Genomic DNA, 26148 nt, shown 5'->3' on the forward strand with positions numbered 1-26148 from the left:
CGCCGGCCCGACGCGCTAGCAACGGGTCACCGACGCCCGCCGCCGCGCGCTAGTCAACCCGGATGCCGGACTCTTCTCGCTCATGATGCCCAACACGCGATCCTGATGGCGCTCGTGTGGCGGGCCGAGGTCGAGGGCTACGGGGCGAGCTTCAGCGCGCCGGCCATGATCAGCCGCCGGGGTTGTCGCTGCTTCGGCCCCGGAGCGCCCGAGCCGCCCGAGAGCCCTGCCTATTGGTGGAGGTGGCGCCCCAGCCTCGCTGGGGCCCACGTCTTCTTACATGTACGCACATGCAAATACATGTCCGCCCCGGCCGAAGGTCCACGCGGCCAGCGACACGGCCGCCGTGCCCGACACGCGCGGCGGTCGGTCGGGCGTGGCTAGGCAGGCCAGCGTTGACTGGCCAGAGGCCCGCGCGGCCAGCGACACGCCCGCCGTGCCCGACACGCGCGGCGGTCGGTCCGGCGTGGCTAGGCGGGCCAGCGTTGCTGGCCAAAGGCTCGCGCGGCCAGCGACACGCCCGCCGCGCCCGACACGCGCGGCGGTCAGTCGGGCGTGGCTAGGCGGGCCAGCGCTGCTGGCCAAAGGCTCGCGCGGCCAGCGACACGCCCGCAGTGCCCGACACGCGCGGCGGTCGGTCGGGCGTTTCTAGGCAGGCCAGCGTGGCTTGCTCTGATCGCGTGATGCGCGTACTGCTGGCGGCGTTTGGGGTTAGAAGGAGAACTGGGGGTCTTCTGGGGCTGGTTCGCGGTGTACTTCGACGCCTAGGGCGGCCAGGTCGCCCACGAAGTCGGGATAGCCGCGGTCGATGTGGTGGACGTGGGAGACCTCGGTGACGCCGTCCGAGCAGAGGGCGGCTATGACCAGGCCTGCGCCGGCGCGGATGTCGGTGGCTCGGACTGGGGCGCTCGAGAGGCGTTCGCGGCCGCGTACCACTGCGTGGTGGCCGTCGGTTTTGATGTCCGCGCCTAGCCGGGCCATTTCGTTGATGAACATGAAGCGGCCGTCGAAGATGTTCTCGGTGACCAGCGAGGCGCCGTCGCTGACCGAGGCCAGGCCGATGGCCATCGGCAGCAGGTCGGTCGCGAAACCCGGGAACGGCAGCGTGACGATGTCGACGGCCTTGGGGCGTTCGTCCATGCGTACGCGGAATGCCCCTTCTTGGGCCTCGACCACGCCGCCGGCGGAGACGAGCTTGTCGAGCGCGATCTCCAGGAACGCCGGGTCGACGCCCGTCACCAGCACGTCGCCGCGGGTCATGGCGGCGCCGAAGGCCCAGGTGCCGGCCACGATGCGGTCGCCGACGGTGGCGTGCCGCACCGGCGTCAGGGCCTCGACGCCCTCGATCCGCAGCGTCGAGCTGCCGACGCCTTCGATGCGGGCGCCCATCGCGATCAGCATCTGGCAGATGTCGACGATCTCCGGTTCGCGCGCGGCGTTGTCGATCTCCGTGCTGCCCTTGGCCAGGACGGCGGCCATGACCAGGTTCTCGGTGGCGCCGACGCTGGGGAAGTCGAGCCAGATGGTCGCGCCCTGCAGGCCCTGGGGGGCCGACGCGATCACGAAGCCGTGCTCGCCCGAGATCTCCGCGCCCATCCGGGCCAGGCCCGCTACGTGCATGTCCAGCCCGCGGGAGCCGATCGCGTCGCCGCCGGGGTGGGCCACCCGCACGTAGCCGCGCCGGGCCAGCAGCGGCCCGAGGACGGCGATGGACGCGCGGAGGCGGCGTACGAGGTCGTAGTCGGCCTCCGTGCCCGGCTCGTCCGGCACGTCGATGGTGACCACGACTGATGGCGCCGGCCCCTCGCGCCCCGCCGGCACCTCGTCAGCCGTGATCTCCACCTGACACCCGAGCCGGCGGAGCACTTCCGCCATGATCGCGATATCGGTGATGCGCGGCACGTTGGTGAGCACGCTGCGCCCCGGAGCCAGCAGCGTCGCCGCCATCAGCTTGAGCGCTGAGTTCTTGGCGCCGACCACGGCTACCTCGCCCGCCAGTCGTGCGCCGCCTTCGACCTGGATCAGATCCACGTCGGCCATCGTAGGAGTGACTGTCGGTGTCCCGGCCTCGAGGTCGTTCCGCGAGGGCGTCCGTAGGCTGTTCGTCATGGCCGTCCACCTCACCCGCATCTACACGAAGGCCGGCGACACCGGCTCGACCCGACTGGTCAACAACGAGCAGGTGGCGAAGACCCACCCGCGCATCACCGCGTACGCCGACGTCGACGAATGCAACGCGGCGCTCGGCGTGGCGCTCGCGCTGGGCGACCTCGCCGCAGAGGTGCGGGAGGTGCTGGGGCAGATCCAGAACGACCTGTTCGACGTGGGCGCCGACCTGGCGACCCCGGTGGAGCCCGAACCGGCGTACCCGCCGCTGCGGGTGACCGAGGAGTACGTGGAGCGGTTGGAGGGCTGGTGCGACGAGTTCAACGACAAGCTGTCCAAGCTCGACTCCTTCGTCCTCCCGGGCGGCACTGCGGGAGCCGCGCTGCTGCACGTGGCACGGACGGTCGCCCGCCGCGCGGAACGTGCCGCTTGGTCGCTGATCGCGGAGGATCCCGACCGAACCAGCACGCTCCCGGCAAAGTATCTCAACCGGCTCTCGGACTTGCTGTTCATCCTGTCAAGAACAGCCAATCCCGGCGGTGATGTGCTCTGGGTCCCTGGCGGGGGCGCTACCAGGAAAAACTGACGATCCTGGATAGCCCCAGATGGCCGATTCGGGCTGGCCTGGGCTCGCTTTCCTCCGGCCGCGGCTGGCTCGCCGCATAGGAGATCGACTTGGGTCGGGCGGGTCTCGGCCATCCCTGCCGTCTGGGACGGTCTATGCCATCAGGAGATCGATCTGTGCGGGCCTTGCCGTTTGCGACCGTTCGCGGCCCGAGGAGGTCGCAGCCGGCCCGCCTAGGCCTATGAAACCCCCGCGCGACCTTTCTCTGCCTAAGCCGAGCGAACCTGGCTTGGCTCGTCGGCTTGGGAGCACTCCTCCGGGTTCCGGACCGACCGCGCGCCATTGCATGGCGACGGCGCCCTCTTGCCGTGCCGCGCGCGCCCTGAGGGCGCCGAGCGACCGCGCCATCGCGTGGCGACGGCTCCTCTTGTCGTGCTGCGGGCGCCCTGGGGGCGCCGAGCGACCGCGTGCCATCGCGTGGCGACGGCGTCCTCTTGCCGTGCCGCGCGCCCTGAGGGCGCCTTCTCGACCTGGCCGAGCGTCACCCCGATCCCGCAGGGCGGCCCGGGGTCGCCTCTCCCTGGTCGAGGCCTGGGGCCGTCGCGCGGCGATGGCCTCCGTTCGTGCGGTCCACGTCTGGGCGCCGTTTGGACCCTGCGGAGGATCGCCCTGGCCGGAAAACCCGGGGTGCCCGGTCCAGAAGTGGGCCTAGCCGTCGCGCTTGGTTGTCCAGCGGAAGGTTGTGATGCAGAGGATCAGGCCGATCACGCACCAGGCGCCCAGGATCAGCGCGACCTTGCCTAGCTCCCAGGTGCCGCCGGGTTCCTGGGAGGCGAAGGAGTCCGGTAGGAAGACCGAGCGGAGGCCCTGGCACATCCATTTCAGCGGGAAGATCGCGGCGACGTGTTGCATCCAGGACGGGAGGCTGGTGAAGACGAAGAACACGCCTGAGATGAACTGGAGGATCAGGGCGACCGGGGTGACCACCGCGGGCGCGCTGCGGGCGGTGCGGGCCACCGACGAGAACGCGATGCCCAACAGCGTGCAGGCGGAGATGCCCAGGAGCGCTACCCAGAGGAAGGTCAGCCAGCGGGCGGCTGTGCTCGGTAGGTCCAGGTCGAAGAAGAGCGCCGAGACCGCGAGCAGGATCGCCGTCTCCACCACGCCGACGATGAGGACCATGATGATTTTGCCGGCGAAGTAGACCCACTTGGGCATCGGGGTGCCGCGTAGGCGCTTGAGCACGCCACGGTCGCGCTCGGCCGGGATCTGGATCGCGAGGCTCTGGAAGCCGACGGACAGCAGCCCGGTCGCGATCATGCCGGTGATGAAGTATTGGGTGAAGTTGACCCCGCCACCGATCTCGCCAGAGAAGATCGACGCGAAGATCACGATCATGATGGCCGGGAAGGCCATCGTGAAGACCACGGCCTCGCGGCTGCGGGCGAACTGCTTGACCTCGAGGCGACCCTGCCGCAGGCCGAGCGCCAGCGGACCCGGCGCGGCCGGCGTTTGCGTAACAGCGGTCATCGGTGTCCGATCATCGTCAGGTAGACGTCTTCGAGGGTCGGCCGGGTCACGGTCAGGCCGGGGACCTCGCCTCCGTAGCCGGCGGCGATCTCGGCGACCAGCGCCGTCGGTGTGGAGGTCTCCTTGCGCTCGACCGTGCCCTCGGCCGTGCGCCACGACACGGTTGCCGCCGCGTTCTGGCGGTCGCCCAGCGCCTGCGGCGTGGAGACGGCGACCAGCGAACCGTCGGCGATGACGGCCAGCCGGTGGGCCAGTGCCTCGGCCTCTTCCAGGTAGTGGGTGGTCAGCACGATCGTCGTGCCGGCCGCGGAGAGGTCGCGGATGAGATCCCAGAACTCCCGCCGGGCCTCCGGGTCGAAGCCGGTCGTCGGCTCGTCGAGGAAGAGCAGCTCCGGCCGGCCGACGATGCCCAATGCCACGTCCAGCCGGCGCTTCTGACCGCCCGACAGGGTGTGGGTGCGCGCCCTCGCCTTGTTGGCCAGGCCGACCCGCGCGATCACCGCTGCCGGGTCGTCGGGGCTCGGGTAGAACTGCGCGAAGTGGTGCACGACCTCACCGACGGTCAGGTCGTCGAACTCGCCGGTGCCCTGCAGGACGATGCCCACCCGGGCCCGCCAGGCCCGGTCGGCGTGCTCGGGGTCGGCGCCGAGCACGCTCACCGTGCCACCGTCGCGGTGCCGGTAGCCCTCGAGGATCTCGACTGTCGTGGTCTTGCCCGCGCCGTTGGGGCCGAGTAGCGCGAACACCTCGCCACGGCGAACTTCCAGGTCGACGCCCGCCACCGCGACGTTGTCGCCGTAGGCCTTGCGTAGGCCACTCACCGCGATCGCGGGCTCCTCCTGCGTCATGACGGACATGATGCCCTTCGCATTCGCGTACGGCCTCCCCGGGTCAGTTGGTTGTGGGTAACTTCCGCCTGTGGATAACTCAAAATGATCTCCACGGGCCGTCCACACTCGCTTGCATGCGCCGTCACCCCGGGGAAACGCCCGAAAAGTGGTTAAACGCCGCCTTACACTGCGGCCATGGAAGGCCGCCTGCCGGAGCGCGACCGCCCGTGGGTGATGCGCACCTACGCGGGGCACTCGTCGGCGACGGCGAGCAACGCGCTGTTCCGCCGCAACCTGGACAAGGGCCAGACGGGCCTGTCGGTGGCGTTCGATCTGCCGACCCAGACCGGCTACGACCCGGACCACCCGCTCGCCGCGGGCGAGGTCGGCCGGGTCGGCGTCCCGATCTCGCACCTCGGCGACATGCGGGCCCTCTTCGACGGCATCCCGCTGGCCGAGGCCAACACCTCGATGACCATCAACGCGACCGCGATGTGGCTGCTCGCCCTCTACGTCGTCGCGGCGGAGGAACGTGGCGCGGCCGGTGCGGAGCTGTCCGGGACCACGCAGAACGACATCGTCAAGGAGTACCTGTCCCGCGGCACCCACATCTTTCCGCCGGGTCCGTCGCTGCGGCTGACCACCGACATGATCGCCTGGACAGTGGCCAACGTTCCGCGGTGGAACCCGATCAACGTCTGCTCCTACCACCTGCAGGAGGCCGGCGCCACGCCGGTGCAGGAGGTCGGCTTCGCGCTCGCGACAGCGGTAGCCGTGCTCGACGCCGTGCGCGACTCCGGTCAGTTGTCGGCCGAGCGGATGGGCGACGTGGTCGCGCGCATGTCGTTCTTCGTCAACTCCGGCGTGCGGTTCGTCGAGGAGATGGCGAAGATGCGCGCCTTCGTGGCGCTGTGGGACGAGATCACCGCGAGCAGATACCAGATCGACGACCCCAGACAACGGCGCCTGAGGTACGGGGTGCAGGTCAACTCTCTCGGCCTCACCGAGGCCCAGCCGGAGAACAACGTGCAGCGCATCGTGCTGGAGATGCTCGGTGTGACGCTGTCCCGCTCCGCCCGTGCCCGGGCCGTGCAACTCCCGGCCTGGAACGAGGCGCTGGGCCTGCCGCGTCCGTGGGACCAGCAGTGGTCGCTGCGCATGCAGCAGGTGTTGGCCCTCGAGTCCGACCTGCTCGACTATCCCGACCTGTTCGACGGCTCGCCTGTCGTGTCCGCGTTGGTCGACTCGATCGTGGCGGGTGCGCGCCGCGAGCTCGAGGCGATCGAGCGCCTGGGTGGCGTGGTCGCCGCCGTCGACTCGGGCTATCTCAAGGCCGAGTTGGTGGCCTCGCTGGCCGAGCGCCGCCGGCGGATCGAGTCGGGCGACGAGGTGGTGGTCGGGGTAAACCGCTACGTCGACACGGAGCCGTCGCCGCTCACCACGACCGGCGCCGATCACGTCGAGCTCGTCGACCCGGCGGTCGAGGCCCAGGCCGCGGCGGCGGTGCGCGAGTGGCGCGACGCGCGGGACCAGGCGGCGGCAGCAGCCGCGCTGGCCGGTCTGCGGCGCGAGGCGGCCGGCACCGGCAACCTCATGCCCGCCACCATCGCGTGCGCACGGGCCGGGGTGACGACCGGCGAGTGGGCGGGGGTGTTGCGCGAGGTGTTCGGCGAGTACCGGGCACCGACCGGCCTGTCGGCCGCACACGCCGGCGGCGCGGACCACTCAATGGTCGAGGTGCGCGAGCGCGTCCTGCGCACCGCGGCGGACCTGGGCGGTGGCCGGCTGCGGTTGCTGGTCGGCAAGCCCGGTCTCGACGGTCACTCCAACGGCGCCGAGCAGATCGCGGTGCGGGCGCGGGATGCCGGCTTCGAGGTGATCTACCAGGGCATCAGGCTGACACCCGAGGAGATCGTCGCGGCGGCGGTGGAGGAAGACGTCGACCTGGTCGGCTTGAGCGTGCTCTCCGGCTCGCACCTGGCCGCCGTGCCGGCCGTGCTCGACGGCCTCCGCGCGGCCGGACGCGCCGACCTGCCCGTGGTCGTCGGGGGCATCATCCCGCCCGCCGACGCCGACAAGCTGCGCGCGGCCGGCGTCGCCCGCGTCTACACACCGAAGGACTACGCCCTGACCGCGATCGTCGACGACCTCGTCGAGGTCATCCGCACTGCCAACGCCCTGACCTGAGCCGGTTGGGACGGCCCGCGAGCTGGGTTCCGGGGTTGCGGGTCAGGCCAGGGCGATGATCAAGGCGCTTAGGGCGGTCAGGCCGCCCAGGACGATGAGGGCTACCCCGCCGGTGTCGAGGCGGGCCGACCAGCGGCGGCGGGCCCAGCGGGTGGCGATGGGAATGCCGGCGAAGGGAGAGGCGAAGTACGCGAGCCAACCCACCAGGCGCAGGACGCCCGCGACAGGGAGGTCGAGGGTGGCCAGGGCCGCGAGGGCGCTGGCCAGGGTCGCGGTGACCGCTGTCGCGGCCGCACCCAGGAAGGGGAGGAGAGGGGGCACCAGGGCGGGCAGTTTTCCGTTGTCACCGAGTGCGATCCGAGGTGGGCCGCCGTGGATTCGGTGGGCGACCCGGGCGAGCATGGCGACGCTGGCGTCGTCGTCCATGTCCAGCGGCGGCTGGGCGGTGGCTGGCGCGGGCTCCGGCGCGGCGCCGGGGCGGTGGCCGGGCCAGACGCGGGTGCGTTGAAGGTCGGACCAGAGACGCTCGGCCTCACGGTCCACCTCGACGACCGCGGACGCCGCCGCCGCAGCCCGGCGGTCCGTCTCCTTCGCGTCCTCCTCGGCGCGACGTAGCTCGGCGGCCGCGGCGGCCATCCCGTCGTGGTACGCCCGTTCGGCGACCGCCAGGTTCGTGGCCCGGCGCGTGACAGTCGCGGCGAGCTCGCTCATCAGGTTGCGGTAGTCGGTCATCGCCGGCCCGCCCTGCTGGCACCCGGCGCGACGGCTGGGTCCAGGCCGATCAGTCTGTCTGGGCGGCTGTCGTCCGCGGCTTGGGCCGAGCGGCTGCCGGGCGAGGTGGCATGCCGGCGGGAGATGAGGCTGCCGTTCATCGGACCGGCGTAGCCGGCCTGGGCCGAGCGGTTGTCGGGCCGGATGGCATGCGGGCGGGAGACGAGGCGGCCGTTCATCGGGTCGTCCAGGCCGGCTTGGGCTGAGCCGGTGTCGGGCCGGATGGCATGCCGGCGGGAGCCCAGGCGGCCGTTCCTCGGGTCGTCGTGGCTGGCGTGGGCCGCGCGGCTGCAGGGCGAGGTGGCATGCCGGCGGGAGACGAGGCGGCCGTTCCTCGGGCCGGCGTGGCCGGCGTGGGCCGAGTGGGTGTCGGGTCGGATGGCATGCGGGCGGGAGACCAGGTGGTTCATCGGGTGCCGCCTGCGGCGTTGTCGGAGTTGGCCGGGTCCGTGAGGCGGGTGCCGCGGTTCTGGGCCGGCAGGGCCGTGGGGCTGGCGGCCAGACGGTCCGCCGGGATCTCGTACGGGACGATCACCTGGGGGGCTCGGTCGGAGCTGCGGTCGAAGAAGAGGGCTCGGCGTTCACGGGGGTACCAGGTCGGCCCGCCCGGCTGCGGCGACAGCGCCGACAGGTCCGTGCCGTGCACGTCGAGCGCCACCCAGCCGCCGATCGGGTCCGTTCGCGAGCCCGGGCCGCCCAGATCGTCGCGGAGGCGGGCTACCGTTCGCCACCAGCCGAGGACGTGGATTCCCTGTTCCGCGCCTCGGCTCAGCAGCGGCTTCAGATCGATACCCGGCGGGCGGGCGTCCCAGGCGAAACCGATCACCACGTGCTGGCCCACGACGTCCGTCGGCGAGTCGAGTGCCGCGCTGAGCTCGGCCACCAGCTCACCCACCGTGCAGCGGTCGAAGAAGCGTCCACCCGGCAGAGCGGCGCACAGCGTGGCTGCGGCCCCGGCCACGCCCTCGTCCAGGCAGACCACGCTGAACGACGGAGAGCCGGCCGACAGGGACAGAGCCGCCGCGGTCAGGATGGCCGTCGCTTCCGTGGCGCGGGTGCCGAGTACGGCCAGGTTGCGGCCGGGCGCCCGGGTCAGCGGGAACACCGCGGGCCGGGCGCCGACGTCGATGGTCTCTCCGAGCACGGCCGACGACGACAAAGACGACGGCGCCGGCAGCAGTGGCACCGCGTCGCCGTCGAAGAGGCGTGGGGCCGGGCTGTCGGGCGGGCGGTGCGCCCACATCTCGTGCTGCAGGGTCCGCCACAGGGCGCGGTCGCTGGCGTCGGGTACGCGTACCACCTGGTTCGCCGGCGTCACCCCCGAGTCGGCGTTGACCACCGCCGTGAAGCGGGGGATCGTCTCCGCGGCCAGGTTGGTCTCGGCCAGGATGCGGCGGGCCTTGGGCAGGGCCACCCGCAGCGTGAACTGCGCGACCAGGCCCGCCCGGCCCCACAGCGCCTCGATGCCCGAGACGTCCTGGGATGCCAGCACCAGGTGGATGCCCTGCGAGCGGCCGCGTCGGGCCAGGTCCTCCAGCAGGGTCACCGCTTCCGTCGTCACCGCGTCCCGCCCGGTGAGCAGCACCTGGAACTCGTCGATCACCGCGACGATGCGGGGCCAGCGGGAGTCCGGGTCCTCGGCGCGCAGCTCCGCGAGCTTGGTCGCGTCGAAGCGTTTGGCCGCGGCGGCCCGGACGCGTAGTTCGTCGCCCAGGTGGCGGAGCAACGCCAGGCCGAACTCCCGGTCATTGTTGATATTCACCCCGACCAGGCGTACGTGCGGCAGCCAGCTCTCGTCCCGCGCGCTCGGCGCGAACCGCGCGAACGAGACGCCCTCCTTGAAATCGAGCAGGTAGAGCGCCAGTTCGTCGGGGGAGTAGCGGGCGCACAGGGCGCCCAGCCAGGCGTACACCAGGTTGGTCTTGCCCGAACCCGACGGGCCACCGATGAGCGCGTGCGGCGGGTCGTCGCCCAGCCCGAGTGACACCAGCGAGGAGCCGCCGAGCGACGTGCCGACCGGAGCCGACACCTCGTCCGCCGCACCGCAGGTCCAATAGGACTCGGGCAGCAGCTCTTCGAACGTCGCCGCGGGCGGGCCCGAGGTCGCCGCGGCCGCTACCGCGCGACAATGGGTGGCGATCTCCGACGCCGACGGCGGCCTGTCCAGGGTGATCGGCAGGTCCGCCACCGCTTGCGAGACCGCTCTGCCCGACGTGACGGAAACCCGCACGACCGTCGGTGCCGACGGCAGCGGCAGGCCCCGACCGACCACGTGGATGCCGCACGGCGGGCCGAGCCGCACGACCCGGTCGAGCTGCGCCCGCGCGGCCGGCGTCAGCTCGTCCGCCGTCGCCGCGTCGCCGAGCAGCACCACCACGGACCACGGCGCCGGGCGGGGCGACAGAGCGGCTACCGTCGTGTGGCCAGCCGCCAGCACCAGAGCGTTGAGCCGCTGGATCTCGTCGACGAGCTCGTCCAGCGCGGCCGCCAACCCGCCGGGGCCGACGAACCGCACCAGCGACGCGGCACCCAGCGGCGCGAAGCCGGACAGCGTCCCGCCCAGCCGCTCCGGGTCGTACACGGTCAGCCGCACCCATCCAGGCGCGGCAGCCGTCAGCACCCGCAGCAACACGGTCCGCACAGCGGCGTCTACATCGGACGCGGGGCCGGTGAACCACAGATGACCGTGGTCGAGCAACGGCACAAGCGCGGGCAGCACGACCTCGCAACCGGGCGCGGACACCGTGCCGAGCCGGACCTGCGTGTGGTCCGAGGAAAAAGAAGCCAGCTCGTCCGCCAGCCGCCGCGCCGCCGCGCCGAAGTCCGCCTCGATCGCCCGCCGCGCCCGCTCCCGCTGCGCGCCCAGCCCGTTCACGCAGGCCAGGTGCGCGTCCCGGACCGCCCGGAGCCGGTCCAGCGCCGCCGCCCGCCGGGACTCCGCTATGGCCGACGCCGTGCGGGCCTGGCCGCGCGCGACGGCCAGCGACGCACGTACCTCGGCTACCAGCCGCGACCGCGCGCTCGCCATGTCAAAGGTCCTCGATCGAGGCGCCGGTCATCGAGAGCACCGCCGATACCAGCACCACCCCGACCGCCGCCACGTCCGCGGGATGCGCCGAGACCGGATCACCCGGCAACCGCAGCGCCTGGGACACCAGGGCGGCGCCGTCGGGTGCGGGCAACCCAGGCAGCAGGCGGGGCAGCAGCGCGAGGCCACCCTCGCGAAGCGGCGCAGGTGCGACCACCCCCAGATACCCGGCGGTACGCGCGCCGAGCGCGAACCCGACCGAGGACGGCGCCACGACCAGCGACCGCCGCAGGGCCACCCGATCGACCCGGGACGCGGCGCGAACCGCGGACACCAAGACGGCGGACACCGACAGCCGGTCGTCGACAGCCGGCCGCGCCACACCCACGAGCCCGGTCAGCACGTCGACCCGGTCGGCCCACGGACACGACCCGGCGGTCACGACCGATGACGAGGCGATGGGCACCACGCCGACGGACGCGAGATACCGGGACAGCTCGTCGCCGGCGCGGCCCAACGCACCCGCCGCCGCGTCGAGATGGGAGGTCGCGGAAGCCAGCAGCAACGCGGGCGACGGCGCCGAGCTGGCCGACAGCGTCGCCGCCAGCAACGTGGTGGCCGACCGCAGCCGTTCCGACGCCACGTCGACCTCCACCACAGGCAGGTCCGAACGCAGCGTCACCATCCGGCTGGCAAGGGCCGAAAGCAGGCTCACAGCGCCGCGGCGTAGGTCTGGGCCTGCTCCATCGCGCCCAGCGTCGCGGTCATGCAGTCGTCGAGCTCGGTGGAGGCCTGGGCGAGGGCCGAACGTGCCGCCGCGACCGACTCGTGCGCGCTGCCGTCGACCGCCGCCGCCAGGCTGGCCTGGGCCGCGTCGAGCTTGTCGTTCGCGGCGCGGACGGCCTCCTGTCCTTCTTGGACATGTGCCATCGCGACGTCGATGGCGGCCTTGACCTCGGCAACGCTCGCCACGGTTCCCCCTCCACGCAGCATCGAACCGATGACGCTACGTTATCGGGGGAATGCGAGAGGTGAGCGCGCCGCGCCGACTCAAGCCGCGCGTTGTCGGCGGGCGCCGCGTCGGCGGACCGCCCAGATGAACAGCACGACCAGCCCGACCAGGAACAGCAGGATCAGGATCGGCAGGACCAGCGCGACCACCGACATCACCACGCTGATCACGTCTTCGACCGTGCTCGCCACCGGCGCGCCGACTCCGGCGGTGCCGACGTTGATCACCGGCCGGGCGGTCGCCTTGATCCCGTGGACGACCAGGGCGAGCACCACCCCGACGGCCACCGGCACCCACTGGTTGGACCCGAAGAAGCCGCCCGGGTCGGCCACCGTCGCGCTGCTGGTGCCCGCGCCGAACGCGAGACCGCCGGCGGTCGGTCGGACCACCGTCTGCACCACGTCGTTGGCCGAGTCGAGCACTGGCACCTTGTCGGCGACCACCTCGATGGCGAGCAGCGCGCCGAGGATCAGGATCACCCAGCCGTTGCCGAGCCAACCCCAGCCGGCGGGCAGTGAGATCACGTCGGTGTAGCGGGACAACACCCCGATCGCGAGCAACGGGATGTACGCGTTGAGGCCGGCCGAGGTCGCTAGGCCCGCGCCGGTGAGGGCTTCCAGCACGACCTCAGCATGGCACCACCAAGCCACCCGCATCAGGACCCGGGAGCCACCCCCTAGGGTGGAGCGGTGCGTCTAGTCATCGCCCGGTGCTCCGTCGACTATGTCGGCCGGCTCTCGGCTCACCTGCCCACGGCCACCCGGCTGCTGATGGTCAAGGCCGACGGCTCGGTGTCGGTCCACGCCGACGACCGCGCCTACAAGCCGCTCAACTGGATGAGCCCGCCGTGCCGCATCCAGGAGGAACCCGGCGTCTGGCGGGTGGTCAACAAGGCCGGCGAGGAGCTGCGGATCACCCTGGAGGAGATCTTCCAGGACACGTCGTACGAGCTGGGTGTCGATCCTGGCCTGGTCAAGGACGGCGTCGAGGCGCACCTCCAGGAGTTGCTGGCCGCCAACCCGACCACCTTCGGCGAGGGCTACACGCTGGTCCGGCGCGAGTACATGACCGCGATCGGCCCCGTCGACCTGCTGTGCAAGAACCAGCAAGGTGGATCGGTCGCGGTCGAGGTCAAGCGCCGGGGTGAGATCGACGGCGTCGAGCAGCTCACCCGCTATCTCGAACTGATGAACCGGGACCCGCTGCTGGCCCCCGTGACCGGCATCTTCGCCGCGCAGGAGATCAAACCGCAGGCCCGGGTGCTCGCCGAGGACCGGGGCATCCGCTGCGTGGTCGTCGACTACGACAAGCTGCGCGGGATCGAGCGCGACGAGCTGACGTTGTTCTGACTTCCGTCCGGTGCACCGCTGATGACAGGCTGTACCGGTGAGTGATGTCGAGATCGGACGGTTCGTGCGGTCGGCCACCGCCGTACACCGGGCTGGTCGTGATCTTCAGGACGCGCTGGCCGCGGGCGAAGGGCACGACGACGCGGCGGACCGACTGGCCCGCTCGATCGAGAGTGGACTGGCGGACCTCAAAAGAGTCGAGACCGGCTTCTTCGAGGCACCCGCGCACGAGGCCGAGCGCACGACGACCGACCCGGAGACCCTGCTCGCCGTCGTCGCGGGTCAGCTCCGGCTCGGCGAGGTCGCCCTGGCCGCCGGCGCGGCAACCGGCGAGACCGAGCAGACCACACCGACCCTCGACACGGCCCTCGCCGACCTGCGAAGCACCACCCTCACCCTCGACGAGCCGGCCCGGCACCAAGCCTTCGCACAGAGCCGGCTGGTCTCGCACGACCTCCCGGAAGCCGTGGAAACCCTCCGCGAGCGGCTCGGCGGCACCCTGGACGCGATCGCCACCGGCACCGCCGACGTGGTCGCCGGCCCGCTGAAGAGCATCGCCGGCAAGGCACCCGCCCAGTGGAAGGAAGCCTGGGACAAGGTCAGCAAGCAGCTCTTCCTCGACAACATCGGCGGCCGGCTCGTCCGGCTCGGGCTGCGTGCCCTCTCCGCCGCCCTCGACGCGCTGCGCCGGTTGGTCGACGCGACCTGGCTGGAGACCGCGCGGGACCGGCTCGTCGCGCTGGCCGACCGGGCCGGCGAGGCCGGTGCCGGCGCCGCGTTGCTCGGCGGGGTCATCGGGGCCGAACGCGCCCGGGAAGAAGCCGACACCCTGCTCACGGCCACGGGGCTGGACCTGGGCCGGCTCGACGGCGGCACCGAGGCACTGGCCGCGCTCGCCGACCGGTTCGACAGCGTGATCGGCAAGCTGGCGCTGGCCCAGGCCGCCGTCGGCGGGATCTTCGTGGTGCAGGGTCATTTCGGGCTGGCCGTGCCCTGGCTGCCGCTCGCCCTGCTCGGCGCCGAGCTGCTGATCGGTGCGGTCGCGGTGGTGCTGGCGATCGACTACATCGACACCACGGTCAGCGTCGGTCGGGTCCGCGGCGCCCGGCTGATCCTCCAGGACGCCGCGCGCACCGCATGAGCGGCCAGTGGTTCGCCATCCAGGTCCAGCAGGAGATCACCGAGCTGGCGCAGGTCGATGAGGCACTGCGGCGGGAGGAGCGGTTGGGCACGACGACCGCGGCGGTACGCGACGACTTCGCGCTGCTGCTCCGGGACCGGGTCCGCGACCTCGAGGACCTGACCGACGGCGACTGGGCCGGTCTGGACCTGCTCCGGGCCCGCCGGATCGCGCCGGTGAAGGCGGCCGCGCTGGCCGTGCTGGAAGGCATCCTGCTGCGCGGCCACCCGTTCTACCGAGCCGTCACCGTGGCGGCCGAGACCCTGCTCGACGCGCTGGTCGAGGCCACCGGGATCGGCCGCGGCGTGCTGCTCTCGGTCGCCGACGGCGAGCGCTTCGAGCGGATGGCCGGGCTGGTCCGGATGCGCTTCCCGGACGTCGACGTCTGGGGCCTGCCGATCCTCGTGCACGAGCTGGGTCACCTGGTCGCCGACGCGCTGCCGGAGCCCGGCGACCGCAACGCCCGGCCGGTGCTGTTCCACCTCGACCGCGAGGACGACCGGCTGCTCGGCGAGCTGTTCGCCGATGTGTTCGCCACCTGGGCGCTGGGGCCCGCCTATCCTTGCGCGGTCATGACGCTGCGCGCCCGCCCCGACCGGTTCGACGACGCGACCTCCACCCACCCCTCCTGGGACCGGCGGGTGTGGACGATGGTCGCGGCCCTGCGGGCGACCGCCGAGCTCGCCACCGACCCGCTGACCGCGGCCGGGCACCGCCGGGGTGCCGACCTGGTCGCCCGGCGCTGGTCGACCATGAACGGCCTCGCCAACGAGCCGCCGCCCCGCGCCGAGCGCGACGCCCGCGGCCTGGTCGACCTGCTCGATCGCAACGCGCCGGCGCGGCTGCGCTCCGACCCGCTGGGCGGCCTCGACGCGCTGGTCGCGGCGCTCGACGCCGGCACGCCCGCCAAGGGCAACCCGGTCGACGTGGTGGCCGCGGCGTGGCGCTGGCGGCTGGCCCACCCCGAGGCGAAGCCGGCGAAGTTGCGAAACGTCAGCGCCACCGCCCTGCGTGCCCTGGACCCCGCCGATGCTTGACCTGCTGGCGGTGCGCCTGGCCGAGTTGCGCGACGACGTCGGCAAGGTGAAGCGCGTCGCGGACCTGGCGGAGAGCCGGCACAGCCGGCTCGACGGCATCCGCGGGATCCGCAAGGAGATCCGGGACGGCCTGCTCGACGCCCGGGGGTTGATCCTGGACTACCGGCGCGGCGCGGACGCACCGGAGCTGGAGGTGCTCGGCGACCTCGACGCGCTGCTGATCGACCTGGACCGCAAGGTCGACCAGGCCGGCGTGATGCTCGACCAGCTCAACGGCTCGATGATCCGGCTGATGAACATCGACACGCTGAGCGTCCGGTGCGACGCGATCAGCACCGAGGTCGACCGGGTGGAGGCGGAGTCTCGCGCCGGCACGATGGATCGGGCCGCCGCCTGGGCCGCGGTCGACGAGCTCATCGACACGACGGCGCGGCGGTTGTTCGCCGACTACGTCGACCTGCTCGGCGGGCTGACGCTGCGCGACACCGGCCTGGACGACCGGGTCAGCGAGCTGACCGACCGACTGCTCGAAGAGTTGGCCGCGCCGTTGCGCTCGGTGCCGGCGCGCCCGGCCGAGCTGGTCGGTGCCCAGTCAGTCGGCGACCTCGTGATGCTCTGGTTCCCCGAGTGGACGATCTGGGACGTGCCGCTCTTCGGCCACGAGGCCGGCCTGGCCTGGGGCCACACGTCCCAACTCGCCCGTGGGCTGCTCGGCGAGAGCCCCACGCCGGAGCGGCGCGGGCTGGCGGCCGACGCCTACGCCGCCTACGCGCTCGGACCGGCGTACGCCTGCGCCGTGCTGTTGCTCCGGATGCGCCCGCGCAGCGCGTCCGATATGGACCGGGCCTACGTCATCCTCGAAGTGCTGCGCGCGACGAGCGGCGACGGCATGGCCGCCGCGGTGATCCAGGAGGTCGCCGACTGCTGGCGCGGCGCGGTCACGCAACGGGGTGCCGACCCGGAGCCGGGCCGGCGGGCCGAGCTCGACGCGTTCGTCGCGGAAGCGCTCGGGACCCTGCGCAACATCGGCGTGTTTCCCGGTTTCGACTCGATGCAGTGGGCGAAGGAGGCGGCTGGGCCACACGCGGCAATCGGCCAGGGCACCGGCGGCGAAGCGACCGCGCGCGGGCGGCTCAACGCCGCCTGGGCGGCGCGGCTGATGCTCAGCGATCCACACGACGCCGACGCGGTGCACCAGATCGCCGAGGCCGCCCGCGCGCTGCCGTGGCCACGCAAGACGGGACCTGCCCGGGAGCGCCAGTCGGGCCGGCCTGGCCAGGCGCCGTACGGAAAGCGGTGAGCCCGGTGACGAACGAGCTGCTCACACGGGCCTGGGCCGCGTACCACGCGGGCGACTTCGCGACGGCGCGGCAGCGCGCCGACGAGGCCGCCAGCCAGACCGACCCCGCGACCCAGGGCGTGGGGCTGACCCTGCGCGGCCTGTGCGAGGCCCGGGTCACGAAGGCGGACGACGGGTTGTTCGCCGCGGCCGCCGAGCGGTTCGCCGCCGCCGAGCGGCCCGACGGGCGGCGATACGTGGCCGCGTACGGCATCGCACTCGCACTCAGCGGTCGGTTGGCCGAGGCCGAGCCGCCGCTGCGCCGCGCCCTGATGCTGGAGCTGGCCGGCCCGGACGTCTGGCGGTGCCTGGGCCGGGTGCTCGTCGGCCGGGACCGCACGGCCGCCCGGCGCACGATGGCCGCCGCGGCCCGCGCCTTCCCGACCGACTGGCTGATCGCACTGGAACGGGCCGAGCTCGGCACCGGTGACCGGGCGACGGTCGCCGAGGCCTGGGCGACGGCCGGTGCGCTCAGCTTCGCCGCCGGCCGGGCCGACGTGGCCGTGTCCGCCTACGGCAAGGCGGTCGACCGGGCCTCGAAAGACCTCCACCTGCTGCTGGAGAAGGCGAAGGCGTGCGCCGCGATCGGTGCGCTCGACGAGCTGAACGCGACGATGGACCGGGCGGTCGCGATCAACGCGGACACCGCCGAGTTCGTGCCGTTGATGGTGCAGACCGCCGACTGGACGATCGGCACCGCACCGGACTCGGCGATCGCCCTGCTGGACCGGGTCATCGAGCTCGAACCCGAACACGCCCGCGCGTACGCCCTGCTGGGTTCGGCCCGGCGCCGGCTCGGCGACGACGCGGCGGCCACGGAGGCGTACGACCGGGCATTGGCACTCGACCCGGACGACGCGTACGCGCTGGGCAGTCGCGGCCAGATCTGGCTTCTGCAGGGCCGGCACGACGACGCGGTCGCCGACCTGGAGCGGGCGGCCACCCTCGAACCGGGCACCGGATGGATCCGGTTCAGCGCGGCGGAGGCCTACTACGTGCGCGCGCAGGCCGGCCGGACCGACGCCGACATCGACCGCGCCATGGCGCACGCGGACGCGGCCCTGGCGATCGAGCCCGGCGACCCGGCCGCTCTGCGGCTCATCGGCTACGCGCACTGGTTGCGCCGCGACAGCGACCCGGCCGACGCGGTGGAAGCGATGCGGGCGGCCCGCGCCGCCAACCCCGACGACCCGCAGATCGCCTACGAGCTGGGCCTGCTGCTGTACGACTCCGGTGCGTACGAGGAAGCACTGGCCTGTGCCGAGCAGGCACACGCCGGCCTGCCCGACTCGCCACTGGTGCGGCTGCTGCGTGGGCAGCTCTTCCGGGCCACCGGCGCGACGGAGCGGGCCATCGAGGACCTGGAGGTCGCGGCCCGCGCACAACCCGACCTCGTGGATGCGCAGGCCGCGCTGGGGGAGGCGTACCGGGTCGTCGGCCGGTTGGCCGAGGCCCTGACCGCGCTGACGGCGGCGATCGAGGTCGAGCCCGACGACGGCTGGTCGCTGGCCAGCCGGGGCGCGGCGCGGCAGGCGCTTGGTGACGCCGACGGCGCGCTCGAAGACCTGCGCCGCGCCATCGGCCGGGGCGCCGAGCCCAGCTTCGCGGTGTGGTGGCTGCGCGAGGCGTTGCGCGACACCGTCGACAGCGACGACCTGGTCGCGGAGATCGGCGCGGCGGCGGCGGGCTATCCCGACGACCCCGACGTGCAGGAGGTGTACGCCGACGCACTGCAGGACGCCCGCCGCTACGCCGAGGCCGCGGCGACGGCGGAGCGCGGCCTCGTCGGGCGACCCGACCACGTCGGCCTGCTCCGCTCGTTGGGTTGGGCGCAGTCGGCGCTCGGCGAGCAGGCCCGCGCGGTGGAGACGCTCGAACGGGCGGCCAACGTCCGGCCGGACGCGACCACGCTGACCGACCTGGCCACGATCGTGGCGCGCGGGGACGACGTCGCCGAGGCGCTGCGCGCCATCGACCGTGCCCTCGCTGTCGAGCGCACGTCCGGGCTGCTCCGGTTGCGCGCGGAGGTGTTCGGCGGGCTGGCCGACTGGCCGGCGTCCCTCGAGGCGGCCCGCGCGGCGGTGGCGGTCGAGCCGGTCGACCCTTGGGCGCACTGGGCGTTGGGCCGTGCGCTGCGCTACGTCGACGGCGGTCGACCGCAGGAGGCGCTGGCCGCGTTCCAGGCGATGCGCGAGCAGGAGCCGGACAATCCGATGGGTCCGCAGGGCACCGGCGACATGCTCTGGGCGCTGGGGCGGCGGGCCGAGGCCGAGACCGACTACCGCGCGGCGATCGAGCTCTACGAGCCGTTCGGCGAAGAGGATTCGTGGACCCGGCATGGCATCGGTTGGTGTCTGCACCGGCTCGGCCGGTATCCGGAGGCGGCCGACTCCTACCTGATGGCGCTGCCGACCAGTGACGAGCGGTCCGCGCTGCTGTTCGACATCGGCCTCAACTGGCTGGCCGCTCGCGAGGATATGCGCGCGGCCGACGCCTACGAGCAGGGCATCGGCGTGCTGCCGGCGATCTCGGCGGCCCGGGCACCGGCGACACTGGCGGTCGCCCGGGACGACCTGCGGACAGCCGTGACCACCGGTGTCGTCGCCGACTCGCCACAGGTCGCCGAGCTCGTCGACCGACTGGCCAAGGAAGGCGTGGCGGCTACCGACCGGAGCGGCCGTACATCAGCTTGACCGCTTTGACGATCCGGGCGACGTGGGCCGGTGTGCGCTCGAAGGTCATCGCCTTGAGGGCCGACGGGCCGCGCCGGGTCGTGATCGCCTTGGAGCGGGAGAACTCGCGCAGACCGTCGTCGCCGTGGGTGCGGCCGAAGCCGGAGTTGCCGACGCCGCCGAACGGCAGCGACGACATGCCGATGAAGGTGATCACCGAGTTGACCGAGGCCATGCCCGTGCGCAACCGGCGAGCCGTGGCCACCGCGCGCCGCTTGCCGAAGACCGCGCCGCCCAGCCCGTACGAGGAGGCGTTGGCCAGCCGGACCGCCTCGTCGACGTCGGCGACCTTGCTGATGGTCAGCGTCGGACCGAACGTCTCCTCGCGGATGGCCGCCGAGTCCTCGGGCACGTCGACCAGGATCGTGGGCTTGACGAACGGTGGCTCGACCGCCTCCCGCCCGCCGAGGACCGCCCGGCCGCCGCGGGCCAGCGCGTCGTCGATGTGCCGCCGGATGATGTCGATCTGCTTGGGCATGGTGATCGGCCCGATGTCGAAGCCGTCGCCGTAGCCGACCTTGAGCGCGCTGGCCCGGCGCACCACCTCGGCGACGAAGGTGTCGTAGACCGGCGCGACCGCGTACACCCGCTCGATCGCCAGACAGGTCTGACCGGCGTTGGTGAGCGCGCCCCAGACGCACGCCTCCGCGGCGGCCGCGACGTCGGCGTCGTCGTCGACGATCAGCGCGTCCTTGCCGCCGGCCTCGATCAGCACCGGCGTCAGCGTCTCGGCGCAGGCGGCCATCACCTTCTTGCCGGTGGCGGTGGAGCCGGTGAACGCCACCTTGTCGACGCCACTGTGGCACAGCGCGGCGCCGACCTCGCCCGGGCCGTGCACGATCTGCAGCACCGGCTGCTCGGGCACCACCTCGGCGAACGTGTCGACCAGCCACTGGCCGACGGCCGGCGTGTATTCGCTGGGCTTGAAGACGACCGTGTTGCCGGCGGCGAGCGCGTAGGCGGCCGTGCCGAGCGGCGTGACCACCGGATAGTTCCACGGCCCGATCACCCCGACCACGCCCATCGGCAGGTATTCGAGGTGCGCGGAGAACTCGGCGAGCGTGAGTCGGCCGCGCACCCGGCGTGGGCCGAGCACGCGCTTCGCGTTGCGGGCGGCCCAGTCGATGTGGTCGATCGCCGCCGCGGTCTCCACGATCGCCTCGGCGACCGGCTTGCCGCCCTCGCGGCTGACCAGGCCGGCGACCTCTTCGACGCGCTGGGCGAGCAGGGCGCGCCAGCGCAGCAGCCGGGCGCGCCGGCCGGCGTGGCCGAGCCCGACCCACCAGGCGGCGGCCTCGCGGGCGCGCTCGACGGCGCGGGCGACGTCGTCGGCGTCGGAGACCGGGAACCGGCCGACCTCTTCACCGGTCGCGGGATTGGTCGAGACGAGTGCGCCGTCCTCGACGACAGGCACGCCGGCGGCCCGGGTAGCGGTCATGCGGCGAATACTAGTCGCGAGAGTTACTCGCGGGTAGGTGTTAGCAAGGGACCCTTCCTATGCGGAAAGCGTTAACAAGGGGCCCTTCCTTCTTGTGTGGGCGCACCACACAGCGGAAAGCCGGGTGTGGCGGCATCATGTGCGCCATGGAGCACCAGCAGGTGCGCGTGCACGCGCGCGGAATCGACCAGAACGTCCTCGTCGCCGGACCGGCTGACGGCCCGCCGGTGCTGCTGATCCACGGCAACTGCTCGTCCGCCGACTTCTGGCGGCCGCTGCTCCGCCACCTGCCGCCCAACCTGCGGATCGTCGCGCCCGACTTGCGCGGCTACGGCGCGACCGAGGCGGCGCCGGTCGACGCCACCCGCGGCCTGGGCGACTTCGCGGACGACGTCGCGGCCCTGATCCCCGAGCTGTTCGCGCCCGACGCCAAGCCCCTGGTGGTCGCGCACTCGATGGGCTGCGGCGTGGCGATGCGGCTGCTGGTCGACCACCCGGACCGGGTCGCCGCCATGTTGCTGGAGGCGCCGCTGTCGCCGTACGGCTTCGGCGGCACCAAGGATCTCGTCGGCACGCCGACCACGGATGACTTCGCCGGGACCGGTGCGGGCACGGCCAACCCCGACTTCGTCGCCCGGCTGGCCGCCAAGGACCGCGAGGGCGACGCCCCGACCAGCCCGCGCAACGTCATGCGGACCGCCTACGTCGCCGACCCGGCGTCGCTCGGTGCCGACGAGGAGCTGCTGCTCGACACCGTGCTCTCGACGGTGATCGGCGACGACAACTACCCGGGCACGTCGAACGCCAGCCCCAACTGGCCCGGCGTCGCGCCCGGTGACCGGGGCGTGCTCAACACCATGGCGCCGAACCACTTCCGGATCGCCGACGAGCTCGTGGCCGTCGCGAGCAAACCGCACATCACCTGGGTACGCGGTGACCAGGACGCGATCGTCTCGGACACCTCGCTGTTCGACCTGTCGTACCTCGGCTCGCTGGGCGTGGTCCCGGGTTGGCCCGGCGCCGAGGTGAGCCCGCCGCAGCCGATGGTCGGCCAGACCCGGGCGGTGCTCGACCGGTACACCGAGAACGGCGGCAGCTACCGCGAGGTGGTCTACGCCGGCTGCGGCCACTCGCCACACCTCGAGCGCCCGGCCGAGTTCGTCGCCGAACTGCTGGAGCTGCTGCCGTGACCGCCTACCGCGCGGATTCGATAAACGTCGACGGCGGCGACCTCGCGGTCGGGGTCTGGGGCGACGACGGCCCGCTGGTCGTGGCGGCGCACGGGATCACCTCGCACCACCGCGCCTGGGCGCTGGTCGGCGAGGACCTCGGTGCCGACCACCGGTTCGTCGCTCCCGACCTGCGCGGCCGAGGCCACAGCCGGGACCTGCCGGCGCCCTACGGCATGGCGCGGCACGCGGCGGACCTGGCCGAGGTGATCCAGGCGTACGGCGGAACGGCGGTCGTGGTGGGCCACTCGATGGGCGCCTGGGCGGCGGTCGAGCTGGCCCGGTCGTACCCGATGCTGGTCGACCGCCTCGTGCTCGTCGACGGGGGCCCGGCGATGCCGCCGCCCCCGGGTGTGCCGGCGGATCCGAGCCCGGACCAGGTCACCGCCGCGATCGTGGAGACGGTCGGGCGGGCGTACCAGCGGCTGACCATGACCTTCCCGGACCGCGCCGCCTACGTCGCGACCTGGCAGGCCCACCCGTCGTTCGCCGATTGGTCGCGGACGATGGCCGAGTACGCCGAGTACGACCTGGTCGAGGTCGACGGCGCGCTGCGGCCGGCGTGCCACCTGGAAGCGGCGCTGCGGGACGCGCGGGACCTGTTCGCGTGGCAACCGGTGCCGCCCGCCGCCCTGCCGGTGCCGGCCGTCTTCCTGCGCGCCGAGCGGGGCATGCTCGACCAGCCGGACCCGATGATCGCGGCCGAGGAGGCGACCCGCGCGTTTCCCGGCATCGCCGAGCGGGAGGTGCCCGGCACCAACCACTACACGATCGTGCTCGGGCCCAAGGGCGCCGCCGAGGTCGCGGCCGAGGTGCGAAACACCGACTGACGGGCATGGCAGACTGACCCTGACCTTATGGATCGTTAGGGGAGCGCTGCGTGTCGCGGGAGATCAACACCGTCGGAGTTGTCGGACTCGGCACGATGGGCGCGGGCATCGTCGAGGTCTTCGCGCGCAGCGGGATCGACGTCGTCGCGGTCGAGGTCACCGAGGAGGCGGTCGAGCGGGGCCAGGCGACACTGGTCGGCTCGATCGACCGGGCGGTGGCCAAGGGCAAGCTGACGCCGGCCGCGCGCGACGAGATCTTCGCCCGGGTCGGCTTCGCGGTCGGCTTCGACGCGCTGCACGACGTCGACCTGGTCATCGAGGCGGTGCCCGAGCAGCTCCCGCTCAAGCAGCGGATCTTCGCCGAGCTCGACCGGGTCTGCAAGGCGGACGCGATCCTGGCCACCAACACCTCGTCGCTGTCGGTCACCGAGATCTCCGTCGCCACGAGCCGCCCCAACCAGGTCATCGGCGTGCACTTCTTCAACCCGGCGCCCGTGATGAAGCTGGTCGAGATCGTCCGCACCGTGGTCACCGCGCCCGAGGTGGTGGCCGACGTCGAGGCGCTCTGCGTCCGGCTCGGCAAGACCGACGTGACGATCAACGACCGGGCCGGCTTCATCGCCAACGCGCTGCTCTTCGGCTACCTCAACCAGGCCGTGTCGATGCTGGAGGCGCGCTACGCGACCCGCGAGGACATCGACGCGGCGATGCGGCTCGGCTGCGGGCTGCCGATGGGTCCGCTGGCGCTGATGGACCTGATCGGCATCGACACCGCGTACGAGATCCTGGACACGATGTACCGCCGGGGCGGACGCGACCGCCGGCACGCTCCGGTCCCGCTGATCAAGCAGATGGTCACGGCGGGCCTGCTCGGCCGCAAGACCGGGCGGGGCTTCTACACGTACGAGGGTCCGGGCTCGCCCAAGGTCGTGGCCGACGAGCTGACCGCTCCGTCCGCGGCCGCGGCGCCCGCCTCGGTGCAGATCGGCACGATCGGCGTGGTGGGCTCCGGCGTGATGGCCCGCGGCATCGTCGAGGTGGTCGCCCGGGCCGGCTTCGACGTGGTCGCGGTGACCCGGGGCGAGCCGAAGACCACGGCGCTGGCCGAAGCGGTGCGCGGCTCGCTCGCCAAGGCGGTGGTCAAGGGCAAGCTGACCGAGGACGACCAGGCCGCGGCGCTGGCCCGGATCACCTGGTCGCACCGGCTCGAGGACCTCGACGACGTCGACCTGGTGATCGAGTCGGTGGTCGAGGAGCTCCCGGTCAAGAAGGCCGTGTTCGCCGCCCTCGACGAGATCTGCAAGCCGGGTGTGGTGCTCGCCACCACCACCTCGTCGCTGCCGGTGATCGAGATCGCGATGGCCACCCAGCGCCCGGCCGACGTCGTCGGCCTGCACTTCTTCAACCCGGCGCCGGTGATGGCGCTGGTCGAGATCGTGCGCACCATCCGCACCGCGCCGGAGACCACCGCGGCGGCGGACGCGCTGGTGACGGCGCTGGGCAAGACCGGCGTGCACTGCGCCGACCGGTCCGGTTTCATCGTCAACGCGCTGCTCTTCCCCTACCTGAACGACGCGGTCCGGATGCTCGAGGCGTCGTACGCGTCGGCCGACGACATCGACTACGCGATGAAGCTCGGCTGCGGCTACCCGATGGGCCCGTTCGAGCTGCTCGACACCGTCGGCCTCGACGTGGCGCTGGCCATCCAGCGCGAGCTCTACCTGGAGCTGCGCGAGCCGGGCTTCGCTCCCGCCCCGCTGCTGGAACACCTGGTGACCGCGGGCTACGTGGGACGCAAGGCCGGCCGCGGATTCCGCGACCACACGCACTAATGCTTAACCTTGAGGTGTGAGCCCGCGTCGCAACCGCCCGAAGCCCGATGACGGGCGTCCGATGGACGACGAGTCGCTGCGGCGCGGCGGTTCGATCGAGGGCGACCGGCACGGCGACTGGATGGTGCGGCTGATACCCGGCGGGGCCAGCGCGAAGGTCTATCGCTGCCCCGGCTGTGACCAGGAGATCCAACCCGGCACCGCGCACGTCGTGGTGTGGCCGGCCGACGAGCGTGGCGACCTGACCGACCGCCGGCACTGGCACAGCGGCTGTTGGCGAGCCCGCGACCGGCGGGCGCCCGGAGTGATTCGGTCGCGCAACGCCCCGCGTTACGGCTGACCGAACTCGGCCAGCACCGCGTCGGAGAGGGCCGGCCAGAGCGGGTGCGCCCACTCGCCGAAGTTGCGGTCCGTGAGGCAGGCGCAGGCGAGCCCGGCCACCGGGTCGACCCAGAGGAACGTGCCGGTCTGGCCGAAGTGCCCGAAGGTGGCGGGCGAGTTGTTCGCACCCGTCCAATGCGGGGTCTTGTGCGACCGGATCTCGAAGCCGAGCCCCCAGTCGTTGGGGTCCTGCCGGCCGTAGCCCGGCAGCACCCCGGACAGGCCCGGGAACGCCACCTTGGCCGCCTCGCGGGTCAGCGCCGGTGCGATCGTCGGGGCCAGCAGCTCCCGGGCCAGCGTCGCGAGGTCGCCGACCGGACCGGTCACCTTCGCCGCCGGCGAGCCTTCCAGCACCGTGTCGGCCATGTCGAGCTGGTCCAGCACCAGGTCGATCATCAGGTCGGCGAAGCTGCCCTCGGCCCGCTCCGCCACGAACTCGGCGAGCACCTCGAAGCCGCGGTTCGAGTAGATCCGGCGCTGGCCCGGCTGGCCCATCACCTGGTCGTCGCCGAAGTTGAGGCCGGAGGCGTGTGCCAGCAGGTGGCGCACGGTCGACCCGGGCGGTCCGGCCGGGTCATCGAGCGAGACGAGCCCGTCGTCGATCGCGGCCAGCACGGTCAGCGCGGTCAGCGGCTTGGTCACCGACGCCCAGGGCAGCTCGACCTCGGGACCGGTGCGGGCCAGGACGCCGCCGGAGTTGACGACGGCGACGGCGACGGTGTCCACCGGCCACGATTCGACCAGGGCTAGGGCTTGCGAGTCGGGCACACCG

General features: G+C 72.7%; 22 protein-coding genes. 11 read left to right on the forward strand and 11 right to left on the reverse strand.

Going from position 1 to position 26148, the window contains the following annotated elements; genetic code table 11:
• Positions 1-711: 711 nt before the first annotated feature.
• Positions 712-2040, reverse strand: coding sequence for a UDP-N-acetylglucosamine 1-carboxyvinyltransferase (gene murA / locus BLV39_RS18010; protein WP_176984964.1), 1329 nt, complete (start codon positions 2038-2040; stop codon positions 712-714).
• A 67-nt stretch (positions 2041-2107) separates the two neighbouring features.
• Between murA and BLV39_RS18015 the strand changes: the two genes are divergently transcribed.
• The gene (locus BLV39_RS18015) at positions 2108-2692 is read left to right on the forward strand and encodes a cob(I)yrinic acid a,c-diamide adenosyltransferase (protein ID WP_090793561.1); all 585 of its coding nucleotides are present in this window, start codon (positions 2108-2110) and stop codon (positions 2690-2692) included.
• A gap of 687 nt (positions 2693-3379) precedes the next feature.
• Here the strand turns inward: BLV39_RS18015 and BLV39_RS18020 are convergent.
• Positions 3380-4201: an ABC transporter permease gene (locus tag BLV39_RS18020; protein ID WP_090793563.1), complete on the reverse strand. Its 822-nt coding sequence runs from the start codon at positions 4199-4201 to the stop codon at positions 3380-3382.
• Positions 4198-5049, reverse strand: coding sequence for an ABC transporter ATP-binding protein (locus BLV39_RS18025; protein ID WP_090793567.1), 852 nt, complete (start codon positions 5047-5049; stop codon positions 4198-4200). The genes BLV39_RS18020 and BLV39_RS18025 overlap by 4 nt, the downstream gene beginning before the upstream one ends.
• Positions 5050-5226: 177 nt before the next feature.
• Between BLV39_RS18025 and BLV39_RS18030 the strand changes: the two genes are divergently transcribed.
• Positions 5227-7218, forward strand: coding sequence for a protein meaA (locus tag BLV39_RS18030; RefSeq protein WP_090793570.1), 1992 nt, complete (start codon positions 5227-5229; stop codon positions 7216-7218).
• Positions 7219-7260: 42 nt separating this feature from the next.
• Here the strand turns inward: BLV39_RS18030 and BLV39_RS18035 are convergent, their stop codons facing one another.
• From BLV39_RS18035 to BLV39_RS18060, 6 genes are all read right to left on the reverse strand, one after another.
• Positions 7261-7950, reverse strand: a complete 690-nt coding sequence (locus BLV39_RS18035) for a hypothetical protein (protein WP_090793574.1) — start codon at positions 7948-7950, stop codon at positions 7261-7263.
• Positions 7947-8399, reverse strand: coding sequence for a hypothetical protein (locus BLV39_RS18040; RefSeq protein WP_090793576.1), 453 nt, complete (start codon positions 8397-8399; stop codon positions 7947-7949). Before BLV39_RS18040 ends, BLV39_RS18035 begins: the two co-directional genes overlap by 4 nt.
• Positions 8396-11017, reverse strand: a complete 2622-nt coding sequence (locus tag BLV39_RS18045; RefSeq protein ID WP_090793579.1) for an FtsK/SpoIIIE domain-containing protein — start codon at positions 11015-11017, stop codon at positions 8396-8398. The genes BLV39_RS18040 and BLV39_RS18045 overlap by 4 nt, the downstream gene beginning before the upstream one ends.
• Position 11018: 1 nt before the next feature.
• Entirely contained in the window at positions 11019-11732 is a 714-nt protein-coding gene (locus BLV39_RS18050) for a hypothetical protein (RefSeq protein ID WP_090793581.1), read from the reverse strand.
• A complete protein-coding gene (locus BLV39_RS18055) occupies positions 11729-11989 on the reverse strand; it encodes a hypothetical protein (RefSeq protein WP_090793584.1) in 261 nt (86 codons plus the stop codon). The genes BLV39_RS18050 and BLV39_RS18055 overlap by 4 nt, the downstream gene beginning before the upstream one ends.
• 78 nt (positions 11990-12067) lie before the next feature.
• Positions 12068-12652: a DUF4126 domain-containing protein gene (locus BLV39_RS18060; RefSeq protein ID WP_090793587.1), complete on the reverse strand. Its 585-nt coding sequence runs from the start codon at positions 12650-12652 to the stop codon at positions 12068-12070.
• A gap of 66 nt (positions 12653-12718) precedes the next feature.
• Here BLV39_RS18060 and nucS point away from each other — a divergent pair, with 66 nt between their 5' ends.
• The 5 genes from nucS to BLV39_RS18085 are packed head-to-tail and all read left to right on the forward strand — an operon-like array spanning position 12719 to position 19627.
• Complete coding sequence (nucS, locus tag BLV39_RS18065; protein ID WP_090793589.1) at positions 12719-13378, forward strand: endonuclease NucS; 660 nt, start codon at positions 12719-12721, stop codon at positions 13376-13378.
• Positions 13379-13415: 37 nt separating this feature from the next.
• Positions 13416-14519, forward strand: a complete 1104-nt coding sequence (locus tag BLV39_RS18070; protein ID WP_090793592.1) for a hypothetical protein — start codon at positions 13416-13418, stop codon at positions 14517-14519.
• Entirely contained in the window at positions 14516-15595 is a 1080-nt protein-coding gene (locus BLV39_RS18075) for a hypothetical protein (RefSeq protein ID WP_090793595.1), read from the forward strand. The genes BLV39_RS18070 and BLV39_RS18075 overlap by 4 nt, the downstream gene beginning before the upstream one ends.
• Positions 15588-16895 (forward strand): hypothetical protein, encoded by a 1308-nt coding sequence (locus tag BLV39_RS18080; RefSeq protein ID WP_143049800.1) that lies wholly within the window; start codon positions 15588-15590, stop codon positions 16893-16895. Before BLV39_RS18075 ends, BLV39_RS18080 begins: the two co-directional genes overlap by 8 nt.
• 5 nt (positions 16896-16900) lie before the next feature.
• A complete protein-coding gene (locus BLV39_RS18085) occupies positions 16901-19627 on the forward strand; it encodes a tetratricopeptide repeat protein (protein WP_143049801.1) in 2727 nt (908 codons plus the stop codon).
• Here the strand turns inward: BLV39_RS18085 and BLV39_RS18090 are convergent.
• On the reverse strand, positions 19596-21104 hold the full coding sequence (locus BLV39_RS18090; protein ID WP_090793605.1) for an aldehyde dehydrogenase family protein: 1509 nt from the start codon (positions 21102-21104) through the stop codon (positions 19596-19598). The two genes, BLV39_RS18085 and BLV39_RS18090, sit on opposite strands and share 32 nt — an antisense overlap.
• A gap of 137 nt (positions 21105-21241) precedes the next feature.
• Between BLV39_RS18090 and BLV39_RS18095 the strand changes: the two genes are divergently transcribed.
• The 4 genes from BLV39_RS18095 (at position 21242) to BLV39_RS18110 (ending at position 25335) form a co-directional block, all read left to right on the forward strand.
• Entirely contained in the window at positions 21242-22294 is a 1053-nt protein-coding gene (locus BLV39_RS18095) for an alpha/beta fold hydrolase (RefSeq protein ID WP_373315262.1), read from the forward strand.
• Positions 22291-23163 (forward strand): alpha/beta hydrolase, encoded by an 873-nt coding sequence (locus BLV39_RS18100; RefSeq protein WP_176984965.1) that lies wholly within the window; start codon positions 22291-22293, stop codon positions 23161-23163. The genes BLV39_RS18095 and BLV39_RS18100 overlap by 4 nt, the downstream gene beginning before the upstream one ends.
• Before the next feature lie 50 nt (positions 23164-23213).
• Positions 23214-24995, forward strand: a complete 1782-nt coding sequence (locus tag BLV39_RS18105; protein WP_090793611.1) for a 3-hydroxyacyl-CoA dehydrogenase family protein — start codon at positions 23214-23216, stop codon at positions 24993-24995.
• 61 nt (positions 24996-25056) lie between these two features.
• On the forward strand, positions 25057-25335 hold the full coding sequence (locus BLV39_RS18110) for a hypothetical protein (protein WP_090793613.1): 279 nt from the start codon (positions 25057-25059) through the stop codon (positions 25333-25335).
• On the opposite strand, the gene BLV39_RS18115 is transcribed toward BLV39_RS18110, so the two are convergent.
• Positions 25326-26144: a serine hydrolase domain-containing protein gene (locus tag BLV39_RS18115; RefSeq protein ID WP_204082751.1), complete on the reverse strand. Its 819-nt coding sequence runs from the start codon at positions 26142-26144 to the stop codon at positions 25326-25328. The two genes, BLV39_RS18110 and BLV39_RS18115, sit on opposite strands and share 10 nt — an antisense overlap.
• Positions 26145-26148 lie beyond the last annotated feature (4 nt).

Source organism: Asanoa ishikariensis, from assembly GCF_900107455.1.
Classification (GTDB): domain Bacteria; phylum Actinomycetota; class Actinomycetes; order Mycobacteriales; family Micromonosporaceae; genus Asanoa; species Asanoa ishikariensis.

Coding starts and splice junctions, on each gene's coding strand:
- BLV39_RS18040 (WP_090793576.1), bottom strand. CDS start 8,399: ATGAACCACCTGGTCTCCCGCCCGCATGCCATCCGACCCGACACCCAC.
- BLV39_RS18075 (WP_090793595.1), top strand. CDS start 14,516: ATGAGCGGCCAGTGGTTCGCCATCCAGGTCCAGCAGGAGATCACCGAG.
- BLV39_RS18025 (WP_090793567.1), bottom strand. CDS start 5,049: ATGACGCAGGAGGAGCCCGCGATCGCGGTGAGTGGCCTACGCAAGGCC.
- BLV39_RS18095 (WP_373315262.1), top strand. CDS start 21,242: ATGTGCGCCATGGAGCACCAGCAGGTGCGCGTGCACGCGCGCGGAATC.
- BLV39_RS18110 (WP_090793613.1), top strand. CDS start 25,057: ATGGACGACGAGTCGCTGCGGCGCGGCGGTTCGATCGAGGGCGACCGG.
- murA (WP_176984964.1), bottom strand. CDS start 2,040: ATGGCCGACGTGGATCTGATCCAGGTCGAAGGCGGCGCACGACTGGCG.
- BLV39_RS18090 (WP_090793605.1), bottom strand. CDS start 21,104: ATGACCGCTACCCGGGCCGCCGGCGTGCCTGTCGTCGAGGACGGCGCA.
- BLV39_RS18080 (WP_143049800.1), top strand. CDS start 15,588: ATGCTTGACCTGCTGGCGGTGCGCCTGGCCGAGTTGCGCGACGACGTC.
- BLV39_RS18015 (WP_090793561.1), top strand. CDS start 2,108: ATGGCCGTCCACCTCACCCGCATCTACACGAAGGCCGGCGACACCGGC.
- BLV39_RS18045 (WP_090793579.1), bottom strand. CDS start 11,017: ATGGCGAGCGCGCGGTCGCGGCTGGTAGCCGAGGTACGTGCGTCGCTG.
- BLV39_RS18020 (WP_090793563.1), bottom strand. CDS start 4,201: ATGACCGCTGTTACGCAAACGCCGGCCGCGCCGGGTCCGCTGGCGCTC.
- BLV39_RS18030 (WP_090793570.1), top strand. CDS start 5,227: ATGGAAGGCCGCCTGCCGGAGCGCGACCGCCCGTGGGTGATGCGCACC.
- BLV39_RS18035 (WP_090793574.1), bottom strand. CDS start 7,950: ATGACCGACTACCGCAACCTGATGAGCGAGCTCGCCGCGACTGTCACG.